The sequence below is a fragment of the Streptomyces sp. GMY02 genome (genome assembly GCF_019056675.1).
Lineage (GTDB): Bacteria > Actinomycetota > Actinomycetes > Streptomycetales > Streptomycetaceae > Streptomyces > Streptomyces odonnellii.
The window spans coordinates 2,747,903-2,761,438 of sequence record NZ_CP077658.1; the positions used below are offsets into that span (position 1 = coordinate 2,747,903).

General features: G+C 70.3%; 11 protein-coding genes and 2 pseudogenes. 7 read left to right on the forward strand and 6 right to left on the reverse strand.

Annotation, left to right across the window (positions count from 1 at the left end; genetic code table 11):
• Positions 1-18: 18 nt before the first annotated feature.
• Complete coding sequence (locus tag KQY30_RS11365; RefSeq protein ID WP_217306728.1) at positions 19-1,038, forward strand: 1-aminocyclopropane-1-carboxylate deaminase/D-cysteine desulfhydrase; 1,020 nt, start codon at positions 19-21, stop codon at positions 1,036-1,038.
• Between the two features lie 137 nt (positions 1,039-1,175).
• Here KQY30_RS11365 and KQY30_RS11370 read toward each other — a convergent pair whose 3' ends face one another.
• Positions 1,176-2,786, reverse strand: a complete 1,611-nt coding sequence (locus KQY30_RS11370; RefSeq protein WP_217306729.1) for a Na+/H+ antiporter — start codon at positions 2,784-2,786, stop codon at positions 1,176-1,178.
• 35 nt (positions 2,787-2,821) lie between these two features.
• Between KQY30_RS11370 and KQY30_RS11375 the strand changes: the two genes are divergently transcribed.
• The 3 genes from KQY30_RS11375 (at position 2,822) to KQY30_RS11385 (ending at position 4,729) form a co-directional block, all read left to right on the forward strand.
• Entirely contained in the window at positions 2,822-3,082 is a 261-nt protein-coding gene (locus tag KQY30_RS11375) for a UBP-type zinc finger domain-containing protein (protein ID WP_217306730.1), read from the forward strand.
• Positions 3,083-3,327: 245 nt separating this feature from the next.
• Positions 3,328-3,741 carry an anti-sigma regulatory factor gene (locus KQY30_RS11380; RefSeq protein ID WP_217306731.1) on the forward strand — a complete coding sequence of 138 codons (414 nt, stop codon included), beginning with the start codon at positions 3,328-3,330 and terminating at the stop codon, positions 3,739-3,741.
• Positions 3,742-3,829: 88 nt separating this feature from the next.
• Positions 3,830-4,729 carry an RNA polymerase sigma factor SigF gene (locus KQY30_RS11385; protein ID WP_254407077.1) on the forward strand — a complete coding sequence of 300 codons (900 nt, stop codon included), beginning with the start codon at positions 3,830-3,832 and terminating at the stop codon, positions 4,727-4,729.
• A gap of 150 nt (positions 4,730-4,879) precedes the next feature.
• Here the strand turns inward: KQY30_RS11385 and KQY30_RS11390 are convergent, their stop codons facing one another.
• Positions 4,880-5,311, reverse strand: coding sequence for a hypothetical protein (locus tag KQY30_RS11390; protein WP_198533789.1), 432 nt, complete (start codon positions 5,309-5,311; stop codon positions 4,880-4,882).
• A gap of 116 nt (positions 5,312-5,427) precedes the next feature.
• Here KQY30_RS11390 and KQY30_RS11395 point away from each other — a divergent pair, with 116 nt between their 5' ends.
• On the forward strand, positions 5,428-6,396 hold the full coding sequence (locus KQY30_RS11395) for a diacylglycerol kinase family protein (RefSeq protein WP_217306732.1): 969 nt from the start codon (positions 5,428-5,430) through the stop codon (positions 6,394-6,396).
• A 316-nt stretch (positions 6,397-6,712) separates the two neighbouring features.
• On the forward strand, positions 6,713-6,970 hold the full coding sequence (locus tag KQY30_RS11400) for a WhiB family transcriptional regulator (protein ID WP_004937597.1): 258 nt from the start codon (positions 6,713-6,715) through the stop codon (positions 6,968-6,970).
• A 202-nt stretch (positions 6,971-7,172) separates the two neighbouring features.
• On the opposite strand, the gene KQY30_RS11405 is transcribed toward KQY30_RS11400, so the two are convergent.
• On the reverse strand, positions 7,173-8,666 hold the full coding sequence (locus KQY30_RS11405; RefSeq protein ID WP_217310985.1) for a sensor histidine kinase: 1,494 nt from the start codon (positions 8,664-8,666) through the stop codon (positions 7,173-7,175).
• A 336-nt stretch (positions 8,667-9,002) separates the two neighbouring features.
• Here KQY30_RS11405 and nagB point away from each other — a divergent pair.
• Positions 9,003-9,784 (forward strand): annotated as a pseudogene (gene nagB / locus KQY30_RS11410) (glucosamine-6-phosphate deaminase).
• Positions 9,785-10,017: 233 nt separating this feature from the next.
• On the opposite strand, the pseudogene KQY30_RS11415 reads toward nagB, so the two are convergent.
• From KQY30_RS11415 to KQY30_RS11425, 3 genes and pseudogenes are all read right to left on the reverse strand, one after another.
• Positions 10,018-11,549: pseudogene (locus tag KQY30_RS11415) on the reverse strand (glycoside hydrolase family 3 protein).
• Positions 11,550-11,557: 8 nt separating this feature from the next.
• Positions 11,558-12,439: a carbohydrate ABC transporter permease gene (locus tag KQY30_RS11420; RefSeq protein WP_217306733.1), complete on the reverse strand. Its 882-nt coding sequence runs from the start codon at positions 12,437-12,439 to the stop codon at positions 11,558-11,560.
• Positions 12,436-13,431, reverse strand: a complete 996-nt coding sequence (locus KQY30_RS11425; protein ID WP_217306734.1) for a carbohydrate ABC transporter permease — start codon at positions 13,429-13,431, stop codon at positions 12,436-12,438. The genes KQY30_RS11420 and KQY30_RS11425 overlap by 4 nt, the downstream gene beginning before the upstream one ends.
• Between the last annotated feature and the right edge of the window lie 105 nt (positions 13,432-13,536).

Sequence of the window (13,536 nt, forward strand, 5' to 3'; positions counted from 1 at the left end):
GCGCCCGACAATGGGCGGGTGACCTCCTACGAAGCGCTCGATCCCGGCGTACTGCGGCCACGGCTCCCGTCGCCGCTGCTGCCGGCCGAGGACGAGCGCTTCGCCCGGCGCGGCGTACGGCTGCTGCTCAAGCGCGAGGATCTGATCCACCCCGACCTGCCGGGCAACAAGTGGCGCAAGCTGGTGCCGAATCTGCGGGCCGCCGCGGCCGGCGGCCGGCGCACCCTGCTGACCTTCGGCGGCGCGTACTCCAACCACCTCCGCGCGACGGCGGCGGCCGGGCGGCTGCTGGGCTTCGGCACGGTCGGTGTCGTACGGGGCGACGAGCTGGCCGGCCGGTCGCTCAACCCGTCGCTCGCCCGGTGCGCGGCCGACGGGATGCGGCTCGTCTTCATCGACCGCGCGGCCTACCGCCGTAAAACAGACCCTTCGGTTGTGGCCGGCCTCCTGGCGCGGGAGGGGCTCGATCCCGGCTCGGTGTACGTCGTACCGGAGGGCGGCAGCAACGCGACGGCCGTACGGGGGTGCGCGGACCTCGGCCGGGAGCTGCGCGGCGCGGCGGAGACCGTGGCCGTCGCCTGCGGTACGGGAGGGACGCTGGCGGGGCTGGCCGCCGGGCTGGGTCCGGAGCAGCGCGCGGTGGGGTTCCCGGTGCTGCGGGGCGGGTTTCTGGAGGGGGAGATACGGGACCTCCAGCGGGCGGCGTTCGGGGGTCCGGCGGGGCGGTGGAGCCTTGACGACCGGTTCCACGGCGGGGGTTTCGCCCGTACGACTCCGGAGGTCGAGGCGTTCGCGGGGGACTTCGAGCAGCGGCACGGGCTGGCGGTGGAACGTCTCTATGTCGCCAAAATGCTGTATGGACTTGGCGTCTTGGCGCGGGAGGGGGCGTTCGCGCGGGGCTCGGCGGTGGTGGCGGTGATCACGGGGGTGCCGGAGCCGGCGGCCGGCGCGGAGCCGGCGGCCGGGCCGGGCGCGGACCCGGGCACCGGGCCAGGCGCGGAGCCGGGCACCGGGCCGGGCGCGGACCGGGGCGCGTGAATCCGCCGGGTCCGGCCGGCTGCCGGTTTGTCCTCAATCGCCGGACGGGCTGGACTGTGCCGCCACGGGCCTCGATTGCCCGCCCGGACGGGCTGGAATTTCGCGCCGGGCAGACCGATCCGTACCGCCGGACCGGCTCAGTCCTCCGTCTCGCGGTACGCCGCCGCCTCCTCCAGGTCCAGTCTGCGCAGCAGCGTCCGCATCATCTCGTCGTCGATCCGCCGCCGGTCCCGCAGCTCCACGAACACCGAGCGCTCCGTCTCGATCATCTCGCCCGACAGCCGCCGGTAGGTGTCGTCCGCCGACTCCCCCGTCACCTCGTTGACCGCCCCGAGCCGCTCCCAGACCGCGTTGCGGCGGCGCTCCAGGACCGCCCGCAGCCGCTGCGCCAGCGGCTCGGGCAGCGCGTTGCGCTCATCGGCCAGCAGCTCTTCCAGCCGCCGCTCCGCCGCCGCCGATGCCTCGCTCTGCGCCTGCGCCTCGGCCAGGGTCTCGGCCTGCCGGTCGCGGGACGGCAGCATCCGCACCCGGATCAGCAGCCGGATCAGCACGGGCAGGGTGAGCCCCTGCACGACCAGGGTGCCGATCACCGTCGTGAAGGTCAGGAACAGCACCAGATTGCGGCCGGGGAACGGTCTGCCGTCGTCCAGCGCCAGCGGGATCGAGAACGCGATCGCCAGCGACACCACACCCCGCATGCCCGCCCAGCCGACGATCAGCGGCGAGGTCCAGTTGGTCTCCGGCTCGCGCTCCTTGATCCGCCGGAACATCGCGCGCGGCAGGAACGTCGCCGGATAGACCCAGACGAAGCGGACCACCACCACCGCCACGAAAACCCCGACGGCGTAGACGAGCGACTCCCCGACCCCGTACTCCCCGAGCCCCTCAAGGACGAACGGCAACTGGAGCCCGATCAGGGCGAAGACCGCCGACTCCAGGATGAACGCGACCATCTTCCACACCGCGTGCTCCTGGATCCGGGTCGCGAAGTCCACCTGCCACGAGCGGTGCCCCAGATAGAGCGCGACCACCACGACCGCCAGCACCCCCGAGGCCCCCGCCTGTTCGGCCAGCGCGTAGGCGACGAACGGGATGAGCAGGGAGAGGGTGTTCTGGAGGAGGGGCTCGGTGAGATGCGTACGGAGCCAGTGCAGCGGCATCATCAGCACCAGGCCGACGCCGACCCCGCCGAGCGACGCCAGCGCGAACTCCGCCATCCCGCCCGCCCAGCTCGCGCCCGCGCCCACCGCCGCGGCCAGCGCCACCTTGAACGCGGTGATCGCGGTGGCGTCGTTCACCAGCGACTCGCCCTGGAGGATCGTGGTGATCCGGCTCGGCAGGCGCAGTCTGCGGGCGATGGCCGTGGCCGCCACCGCGTCCGGCGGCGCGACCACCGCGCCCAGCACCAGCGCGGCGGTCAGCGGCAGATCGGGCACCAGCAGATAGGCGAGCCAGCCCACCGCGACGGTGGCGAAGAGCACATAGCCGATCGAGAGCAGCGCGACGGGCCGCATGTTGGCACGCAGATCGAGATACGAACTGTCCACCGCCGCCGTGTACAACAGGGGCGGCAGCAGCAGCGGCAGCACGATGTGCGGATCGAGTGTGTAATCGGGCACGCCCGGCACATACGAGGCGATCAGCCCCGCGGTCACCAGCAGCAGCGGCGCCGCCACCGGTGTCCTGCGCGATGCGCCGGCGATCGCCGCGCTCCCCGCCACCAGCGCCACCAGGGGCAATACGTCCATCCCACCGTCCTCACACGCGTCGTAACCTGGTCATCATGAGTGAGTGCCCCCACATCGCGGAACTGCCGCGCTCCGAGCCCGCCCCTCGCGGCGAGACCTGCGGGGCGTGCCTCGCGGTCGGCGGCCACCCCGTCCAGTTGCGGCTCTGCCTCGTCTGCGGACAGGTGGGCTGCTGCGACTCGTCCCCCTATCAGCACGCCACACGACACTTCAAGGAGACGGGGCACGCGGTGATGCGGAGCTTCGAGCCCGGTGAGAGCTGGCGGTGGTGCTATGCGGACGGTTCGATCGTTTGACGGCTGGGTACGTCAACCCTCCCCCGGCTGCCCGGAATTGAGGGCGGCAGACCACTAGCCACTTTCCGTGCTCATATGCTTACCATGAGTGACAGTCGCCGGACGGGGGTCCCCGGCGACACGGCACCATGGATCGCGATAGCGTCGCCAGTCCAGACCGGCTACGTACCGACTACGTACCGCGAGGCTCCGGGACATCCCCCGTTCCGGAGCCCTGAAGAGCTTGTGCCACCTTGGAGGTGAGGGTGTCCCAGATCGCAGGCGAGCCCGGGACCGAAGACTTCGTGGAAGTCCGGCTGCCCGCTGCGGGTGCCTACCTGTCCGTGCTGCGTACGGCCACGGCCGGCCTCGCGGCACGCTTGGACTTCACCCTCGACGAGATCGAGGACCTGCGTATCGCGGTGGACGAGGCCTGCGCGATCCTGCTCCAGCAGGCCGTACCGGGCTCCGTCCTCAGTTGCGTGTTCCGCCTTGTCGAGGACGCGCTCGAAGTGACCGTCTCCGCGCCCACCACGGACGGGCGGGCGCCGGAGCGCGACACCTTCGCCTGGACGGTGCTCTCGGCACTGGCGGGCAAGGTCGACTCGACGGTGGCGGAGGACCGTACGGTCACCATCAGCCTCTACAAACAGCGCGGCGCGGGACCCGGGCCGGCGTGAAGAACGAGGAACGGGGACGGTCCGGTGCGTGACGAGGGGCGCATCCCACGGGAGCCGCGGGGGAGGGCACGAAGCTCCGGAGGAGCTGGTGCTCGCCCCCGCGGGCATCCCGGAGCAGCAGGCCCGTCCCCATCCGGTGGACGGACTTGACGGCCAGACGGCCGCGGCGGAGCAGGCGCAGGCAGAGCGGGCGGCCTTTATGAGCGAGCAGCACAACGACAAGCACCACGATCCACATGACCGCAGCGGTGCGCGGGCGATGTTCGTCGAGCTGCGCAAGCTGCCCGACGGCTCGCCCCAGCGGGCGGACCTACGCAATCAACTGGTGCGGATGCATCTGCCCCTGGTCGAGCATCTGGCGAGACGGTTCCGCAACCGCGGGGAGCCGCTGGACGATCTGACTCAGGTCGCGACCATCGGCCTGATCAAGTCGGTGGACCGGTTCGACCCGGAGCGCGGTGTCGAGTTCTCGACGTACGCGACACCGACGGTGGTCGGCGAGATCAAGCGGCACTTCCGGGACAAGGGCTGGGCGGTACGGGTACCGCGCCGACTCCAGGAGCTCCGGCTCGCCCTGACGACGGCCACGGCCGAGCTGTCGCAGCAGCACGGCCGTTCGCCCACGGTCCATGAACTGGCGGAGCGGCTGGGGATCTCGGAGGAAGAGGTCCTGGAGGGGCTGGAGTCGGCCAACGCGTACTCCACACTGTCGCTGGACGTCCCGGACACGGACGACGAGTCCCCGGCGGTGGCGGACACACTGGGCGCGGAGGACGAGGCGCTGGAGGGCGTCGAGTACCGGGAGTCGCTCAAGCCGCTGCTGGAGGATCTGCCGCCCAGGGAGAAGCGGATTCTGCTGCTGCGGTTCTTCGGCAATATGACCCAGTCGCAGATCGCGCAGGAGGTCGGCATCTCGCAGATGCATGTCTCGCGGCTGCTGGCCCGCACGCTGGCGCAGCTCCGGGAGCGCCTGCTGGTGGAGGAGTAGCGGCGGCGGTTCCGTACGCCCGGCCGCCGACAACGGCCGGGCCCGTTCATGCGGTGGGGTTTTCCGGCGACGGCGGCGGTCCGGCGAGAGCTGTCCCGGCCGGCGGGTCGGACAGCCCTTGACCAGCCTGATCCGAACGGAAGGCGCTGGTCAGGCGTCGCGGGCCGGTCCGATGCCCAGGGCCTCGGTGGTCGTCGGGTTGACGATCAGGACCAGTCCTGTCACCGCGACCACCGCCAGCGCGATACCGGCGGGAATCAGGGCACCCGTGGCACGCAGCAGGGTCCAGGCGACCGGCAGCGCCATGATCTGGGTGATCAGCGCGGGGCCCCGGCTCCAGGAGCGGCGCAGCAGCAGTCCGCGGGCGGCGAGCAGCGGAATGACGCCGAGCACGGCCAGGGTGATGCCGCCCATCTCCGCCTGCTCGGGCTGGTCGGGCCGCCCGAGCACGCCCATCACCAGCAGATACACCCCGCCGACGACCAGGGCCAGGGCTTCGAGCCCGCAGACGGCGGCCGCCGCGGTCAGGCGCGCGGGGCGCGGGGCCGGTGCGGGGGCGGTGTTTTCTTCGCTGCTGCTCACCCCAGCAGGGTAACCAGAGCGCTTTCGCGTACGGCCGGAGCCCGGTTCCGTACCGACCGGTAGGCCCGGTCCGCCCGACGGCGACCCATCGCCGCCCGGCCGGTAATCTGCTGAACATGCGCGCACTTCTTGTGGTCAATCCGGCAGCAACCACCACCAGCGCGCGCACCCGTGATGTCCTCATGCACGCGCTGGCCAGTGAGATGAAGCTGGAAGTGGTGACCACGGAATACCGCGGTCACGCGCGTGACCTGGGAAGACGCGCCGCGGACTCGGACGATGTCGAGCTGGTCGTGGCGCTCGGTGGGGACGGCACCGTCAACGAGGTCGTCAACGGACTGCTGCACAACGGCCCCGATCCGGACCGGCTGCCGCGTCTCGCGGTGGTCCCCGGCGGCTCGACCAATGTCTTCGCACGCGCGCTCGGGCTGCCCAATGACGCGGTCGAGGCGACGGGCGCCATCCTTGACGCGCTGGCCCTGCGGAGCGAACGTACGGTCGGTCTGGGACTGGCGGCCGGGACACCCGGTACGGAGGACGAGGCGGTGCCGGCACGCTGGTTCACCTTCTGCGCGGGATTCGGCTTCGACGCAGGGGTGATCGGCCGGGTCGAACAGCAGCGGGAGCGCGGGAAGCGGTCGACGCACGCCCTCTATGTGCGGCAGGTCGTACGGCAGTTCCTGGAGGAGCCGCACCGCAGACAGGGTCTGATCACTCTGGAGCGGCCCGGCGCGGACCCGGTCGAGGATCTCGTCCTGTCCATAGTCTGCAACACCGCGCCCTGGACCTACCTGGGCAATCGTCCGCTGTACGCCTCTCCCGAAGCGTCCTTCGACGCGGCCCTGGACATCCTCGGGCTGACCAGATTGTCGACAACGGCGGTGGCCAGATACGCGACACAACTGCTGACGTCGAGCCCCGATCGGGGCCCCCATGGACGCCATGCGGTGACTCTTCATGATCTCACGGACTTCACCTTGCATTCCAAGGCACCCCTCCCGTTGCAGATGGACGGAGACCACCTCGGACTGCGCACGAGCGTGACGTTCACAGGCGTACGCCGTGCACTGCGTGTGATTGTGTGAGTGGAAGGGCCAAAACTCCTTTCACTCGAACGTTTAGGCTGGGATCCACCCCATGGAAGTACGGCTGTGACCTAGTCGACACCGAGGAATCAAAAAAAACTTTCCAGAAGGGGTTGTATCCGCCGCCGAGGTTTGCGAATCTCTACTTGGCGATCGGGACGGCCCGCACCATCGGCCTCTCTGAGAACCAGAACCCCTCCTCATTCCAAGGACCACACCAGTCCGTCTGGCGGTCGGCCCTTCCCTTGTCGGGGGATTCGTGAAAGCGTTCACATTCACAAGCAATCTGCATGTAATACCAAGAGAGGTAGCAGCCATGGACTGGCGTCACAACGCCGTTTGCCGCGAGGAAGACCCCGAGCTGTTCTTCCCCATCGGCAACACCGGTCCTGCGCTGCTGCAGATCGAGGAAGCCAAGGCCGTCTGCCGTCGCTGCCCCGTCATGGAGCAGTGCCTGCAGTGGGCGCTCGAGTCCGGCCAGGACTCGGGTGTCTGGGGTGGCCTCAGCGAGGACGAGCGCCGCGCTATGAAGCGCCGCGCCGCTCGCAACCGGGCGCGTAACGCGACCGCCTGAACCACCCTGCACGAGCCTCAGCCCGGCGGAGCGTACAGCGTGTACGCATAGCCCCGCCCCCGAACCGCAGCGCGCAGTACCCCCCGATGCGCATCGCACAGTGAGCTTCGAGCCGAGCCCCGGACCGTCACCACGGTCCGGGGCTCGCTGCTGTGCGTACGTCAACGCGGCGCCAAGTCCGCCATCCTTACGGCTGCTTCCGCTATTTCTGCGGTTCCACCGGGATATCGAGCGCGACCCGCGTACCTCGGCCCGGCGCCGGCACCATGTCGAAGCCGCCGCCCAACTCCCCCTCCACCAGCGTCCGTACGATCTGGAGCCCCAGATTGCCGGACTTGTGCGGGTCGAACCCCTCGGGCAGACCGCGCCCGTCGTCCTGGACGGTGATCAGCAGCCGGGCATCGGAACGGGCGCTGTCCCCACGCTGTTTGCGGGAGTCCCCACTGCGTACCACCGACACATCGACCCAGCCCTGTTCCCCCGGCGCGAAGGCGTGTTCGAGCGCGTTCTGGATGATCTCGGTGAGCACCATCGAGAGCGGGGTGGCCACTTCGGCGTCCAGGATCCCGAACCGTCCCGTACGGCGGCAGGCGATCTTGCCAGGTGAGATCTCGGCGACCATCGCCAGCACCCGGTCGGCGATGTCGTCGAACTCCACCCGCTCGTCCAGATTCTGGGACAGCGTCTCATGAACGATCGCGATCGAACCGACCCTGCGCACCGCCTCGTTGAGCGCCTCGCGGCCCTGCTCCGAGTCCATCCGCCGGGCTTGGAGGCGCAACAGCGCGGCGACCGTCTGGAGGTTGTTCTTCACCCGGTGGTGGATCTCCCGGATGGTGGCGTCCTTGGTGATCAACTCGCGCTCGCGGCGGCGCAGTTCGGTGACATCGCGGAGCAGCACCAGCGAACCGATGCGGGTGCCCTTCGGTTTGAGCGGGATCGCGCGGAGCTGGATGACCCCGCCGCTGCCCTCGACCTCGGTCTCCCGGGGCGCGTAACCGCTGGCGAGCCGGACCATGGCCTCGTCCACCGGGCCGCGCGCGGGGGCGAGTTCGTCGGTGGTCCGGCCGAGGTGGTGGCCGACCAGGTCGGAGGCGAGGCCGAGCCGGTGGTACGCGGAGAGGGCGTTGGGGCTCGCGTACTGGACGACCCCCTCGGCGTCGAGCCGGATCAGCCCGTCGCCCACGCGCGGGGAGGCGTCCATGTCGACCTGCTGGCCGGGGAAGGGAAAGGTTCCGGCAGCGATCATCTGGGCCAGGTCCGAGGCAGACTGGAGATAGGTCAGCTCCAGCCGGCTCGGGGTGCGGACGGTCAGCAGATTGGTGTTGCGCGCGATGACACCGAGGACGCGGCCTTCGCGCCGTACGGGGATGGACTCGACCCGCACCGGCACCTCCTCGCGCCACTCGGGGTCGCCCTCCCTGACGATGCGGCCCTCGTCCAGCGCGGCGTCCAGCAGCGGCCTGCGGCCCCGGGGCACAAGATGGCCGACCATGTCGTCCTGGTAGGAGGTCGGTCCGGTGTTGGGACGCATCTGGGCGACGGACACGTAGCGGGTGCCGTCGCGCGTGGGGACCCACAGGACGAGGTCGGCGAAGGAGAGATCGGAGAGGAGCTGCCACTCCGAGACCAGCAGATGCAGCCACTCGAGGTCGGATTCGCTGAGGGCCGTGTGCTGTCGTACGAGGTCGTTCATGGAGGGCACACAAGCGAGCGTACCCGGGGCGTACTCCGCACCCGCGGGCCGCGGCGCCGCGACGGGACCCTCAACCCGTCCGGCACCGCAGCCCGGAGCAGCCCGGCCGGCGGGTGTGCGGTCCCGTACGGCCGTGGGAGAGGTTCCGCCGCAGTCAGGGCAGAGAGCGCCGGTACCTCGGTCCACCCTCCTGTGCGGGGAGGGCGGAGGCTCTATAGCGTCATTGTGGACTAGACCATTCCATGCTGTCCATGCGTATGCGGAGCCTATTTCATGACGGCTCTGCTAGATTGGTCTATACCACATCGGATACTGAGTCAGATCGGCGGGCCCACCGTGGAAGTTGTGATCGTCCAGGACGCGGCGGCAGGAGGCGAACTCATCGCGGAGAGCATCGCCGCCCTGCTGCGCCGCAAGCCCGACGCCCTGCTGGGCGTGGCCACCGGGTCGACCCCCTGCCCGTCTACGAGGCCCTGACGGCCAAGGTCCGCTCCGGCGCCGTCGACGCGTCGGGCGCGCGGATCGCCCAGCTCGACGAGTACGTGGGGCTGCCCGCGGGTCACCCCGAGTCGTACCGCTCGGTCGTGCTGCGCCAGGTCGTCGAGCCGCTCGGGCTTCCGGAGAGCGCCTTCATGGGGCCGGACGGCACCGCCGACGACGTCCAGGCGGCGTGCGAGGCGTACGACCGGGCGCTCGCCGAGGCGGGCGGGGTCGATCTCCAGCTTCTGGGGATCGGCACGGACGGGCACATAGGGTTCAACGAGCCCTGCTCCTCGCTCGCCTCGCGCACCCGGATCAAGACCCTGACGCGGCAGACGCGGGCGGACAACGCGCGCTTCTTCGACAGTCCCGAGGAGGTGCCGCACCATGTGATCACCCAGGGCATCGGGACGATCCTGGAGGCCAGGCACCTGGTGCTGCTCGCGACGGGCGAGGGCAAGGCGGAGGCGGTGGCGCAGGCGGTCGAGGGGCCGCTCGCGGCGGTGGTGCCGGCGTCCGCGCTCCAGCTCCACGCGCACGCGACGGTGGTGGTGGACGAGGCGGCGGCGTCGAAGCTGAAGCTGGCGCCGTACTTCCGCGACACGTTCTCGGCGAAGCCGGACTGGCAGGGCATCTGACCCATCCGACCCGAACACGACGGTGCCGGGCCGCCCCCGCGTGGGGCGGCCCGGCACTGTCGCCTCGTCGCGGCCGGGGCGTGGTCACCGGTGGCGACTCGGCGCCGTGGCCGTCCGGCCGCCGGTTCGCCCTCGGTCGCCGGACGGGCTGGCCGAGCCCGTCCGGCGCTTGAGGACAAAGCACAGCAGCCCGTCCGGCGATTGAGGACAGCAGCCAGTCCGGCGTTGCGGGCTCAGGTTTCGCGGCCTGTGATGACTTCCGCCGCCGCCTGGCCGCAGACCCTCGCCGCGCCGTATGTGGCGATGTGCAGGGCTCCCGAGGGCTCCGCCTCGTTCACCCCCATCTCCACCACGACCGTCTCCGGACGCGCCGCGAGCAGCGCGCGCAGGGCCGCCGCCATCCACGCGTGCCGGTGCACATCCCGTACGACCGCGACGACCGTACGGTCGCCCGCCGCCGCCAGCACCCGCGCGACCAGCGCGTCCGTCTCCGTGCCCGCGATTCCCGCGCCGCTGTACGAGCCCGTCTCCGTACCCGGCAGCAGCCGCTCCAGCTCCGCCGCGACGCCCCACGGGGTCTCGTCCCCGACGGCGATGTTGGCGACGGGGGTGAAGGCGGCGACATAGGGCGGGGTGTCGAGCGGCTTGGCCGTCCCCGTCACCCGCAGGGCGCGACGGGCCGCCCGCAGACCGATAGCGGTGCCGGGCGCGGTCCCCTCCTGTGTGTCCGCGCCCGGCTCCGAAGCCCCCTGGCCCGCAGAGTCCAGCCGGCGAGACCGCGCACACGCGCGGCGGCGTCGGCCAGACGCTCCTCGGGCAGTTCACCGGTCCGTACCGCCGCGACCAGGGCGTCGCGCAGCAGCAGTACGGTGTCCTCGTCCGCCAGGCCGCCGCCGACACAGATCGCGTCGGCGCCCGCGGCGATCGCGAGAACGGAGCCGCGCTCGATTCCGTACGTCGAGGCGATGGCCTGCATCTCCATGCCGTCGGTGACGATCAGGCCCTCGAAGCCCAGCTCCTCGCGCAGCAGTCCGGTGAGGATCTGGGGGCTGAGGGTGGCCGGCCGGTTGGGGTCGAGCGCGGGAAGCAGGATATGCGCGCTCATGACGCATTTGGAACCCGCGTCGATGGCCGCGCGGAAAGGCAGCAGGTCACGGGCGTGCACTGTGTCCAAGTCCACGTCGATCCGGGGCATCGCGTGGTGGGAGTCGACCGCGGTGTCGCCATGGCCGGGGAAGTGCTTGGTGCAGGCGGCGACCCCGGCGCTCTGCAGTCCCTCGACATACGCGGCGGTGTGCCGGGCGACCAGCGCGGGATCGGCGCCGAAGGACCGTACCCCGATGACGGGGTTGTCGCGGTTGGAGTTGACGTCGGCGGAGGGGGCCCAGTTGAGGTTGACCCCGCACTCGGCGAGCCGCCGGCCCAGCTCCCTGGCGACCTCCCGGGTCAGGTCCACATCGTCGACCGCGCCCAGGGCGTGGTTGCCGGGGAAGGAGGAGCCGTGCCTGACCTCCAGCCGGGTCACATCTCCGCCCTCCTCGTCGATCGCGACGAGGACGTCGTCCCGCTCGGCCCTGAGCTGCGCGGTGAGCGCGGAGAGCTGGCCGGGCGAGGCGATGTTGCGGCCGAAGAGGCCCACGGAGGTGAGGCCCTCGCCGATGCGGCGCAGCAGCCAGTCGGGGGCGGTGGTGCCGAGGAAGCCGGGCTGGAGCACGGCGAGGGCGTCGCGGGTGAGGGTGTCCGTACTGCTTACGAGCGTGGTCATCGGCGGCATCAACCCTTCACTGCACCGGAGGTGAGGCCGGTTGCCATGTATTTCTGCACCAGGAGGAAGAAGGCCACGACCGGGATGGCGATCAGGACCGAGGCGGCCATCAGGGCTCCGTAGTCGATACCGCGCGAGGTGGTGAAGTTCATCAGCCACACGTTGAGCGTGTACTTGTCGTTGTCCTGGAGGACGACATAGGCGAGGAGGTACTCGTTCCACGCCGTGATCAGGGAGAAGATCGCCGCGGCGGCCAGTCCGGGGGCGAGCAGCGGGAAGGTCACGCGCCAGAAGGCGCCCATCCGGCTGCAGCCGTCCACCATCGCGGACTCCTCCAGCTCCGGCGGGATGTTGATCACGAAGCCGCGGATCATCCAGGTCGCGAACGGCAGGGTCGAGACCAGATAGATGACGATGACGCCCCAGTACTCGTTCAGCCCGCCGAGGTCGTTGAGCTGGATGTAGATGGGGATCAGCATCGCGGTCGGCGGCAGGAGCTGGACGGTCAGCAGCACGATCATGAAGAACTTGCGGCCGCGGAACCGGAACCGGCCGATGGCGAAGGCGGCAATGGTGGCGAGCAGCATGCCGCCGAGGACCGCGACCCCGCACACGATCAGGCTGGACTGGATGGCCGTGCCGAAGTTGGGCTGGTCGACGGCCCGCTGGAAGTTGTCGAAGGTGAACGAGGAGGGCCAGAGGGTCTGGTCGTAGCTGCGGATCTCGTGGTTGGGCCGCAGGGCGCTGATGAGCAGCCAGTAGACCGGGAAGGCCATCAGGACGAAGACGGCCAGGCCCAGGATGTTGTAGCCGAGGCGGTTCTTCTTGCGGTCGGGACGGAGGACCTGCGTACCGTCCTGGGTGCGGACCTGGGGCGTGGAGGCGCTCACTCGACCTCTCCGATCTTCAGCAACTGGCGCAGGTAGTACACGGCGACGCCGGAGAGCAGCAGGACCGTGATGAGGGAGATGGCCGCGCCCTGGCTGAACGAGTTGGACTCAAACGCCTTCTCGAACGAGTAGATGCCGAGGACGGTGTACTCCGGCTCGGGCTTGTTGCCGCGGATCAGGAAGATCTGGCCGAAGACATTGAAGTCCCACAGGACGGACAGGGTGGCCACCATCTGGAAGACCGGCTTGATCACCGGCCAGGTCACATAGCGGAAGACCCCGGCCGGGCCCGCTCCGTCCAGGGACGCGGCCTCCTCCAGCTCCCGGGGGACCTGGGTGAGCGCCGCGTACAGCGTGACCGCCACGAAGGGGATGGCGCCCCAGACGACGACCGCGCCGATGACGAGGAAGCCCTCGACGGGGTTCAGGAACCAGTTGTGGCCCTGGGCGTCCACTCCGAGGTACTTGGTCAGCACCATGTTCAGCACGCCGTAGTCGGAGTCGGCGAACCAGCGGAAGATGGAGGTCGCGACCAGCAGGGGCATCGACCAGGCCGCGATCAGCGCCGCGGTGAGCAGCAGCCGTACCCAGGTGTCCATGCGCTGCATCAGCATGGCGATCCCGAGCCCGATGCCCATGGTGGCGACCACGCAGACCACCATGAAGATGACGGTCCGCCAGACGACGGCCCAGAACTCGCCGTCGCCGAGGATATTGGTGAACTGCTCGAAGCCCACCCAGGGAGCGGGGTCCCCGGTCCAGAGTTCGCGCCGGCCGACATCCTGGAAGGACATGATGACCGTCTTGACCAGGGGCCAGGCGAAGACGGCGGCGATCGCGACGAACGCGGGTGCTATCAGAAGGTACGGCAGCAGGGCGCCCGCCTTGCGCGGTCTGTGCGGCACGCTCTTCGGCGGCCGAGGGCCGCTGCCTTCGGAGACCCGCGCTACGGTTACCGGCGGATCGGCTGCTTTCATGTCGGCGGCACTCACTGTGCTGGCCTTCCGTTCGGACCTGGTACCGGAGGACGGGGGGCGCCGGGCCCGTGGTCGGGCCCGCCACCCCCGCGGGTCCTGTCCGGCCGGTCTTCGCGGGCC

Bases quoted from the DNA above. Each gene is read 5' to 3' on its own strand.
- KQY30_RS11370 (WP_217306729.1), bottom strand. From the start codon at position 2,786: ATGGACGTATTGCCCCTGGTGGCGCTGGTGGCGGGGAGCGCGGCGATC.
- KQY30_RS11395 (WP_217306732.1), top strand. From the start codon at position 5,428: ATGCGCGCACTTCTTGTGGTCAATCCGGCAGCAACCACCACCAGCGCG.
- KQY30_RS11405 (WP_217310985.1), bottom strand. From the start codon at position 8,666: ATGAACGACCTCGTACGACAGCACACGGCCCTCAGCGAATCCGACCTC.
- KQY30_RS11400 (WP_004937597.1), top strand. From the start codon at position 6,713: ATGGACTGGCGTCACAACGCCGTTTGCCGCGAGGAAGACCCCGAGCTG.
- KQY30_RS11375 (WP_217306730.1), top strand. From the start codon at position 2,822: ATGAGTGAGTGCCCCCACATCGCGGAACTGCCGCGCTCCGAGCCCGCC.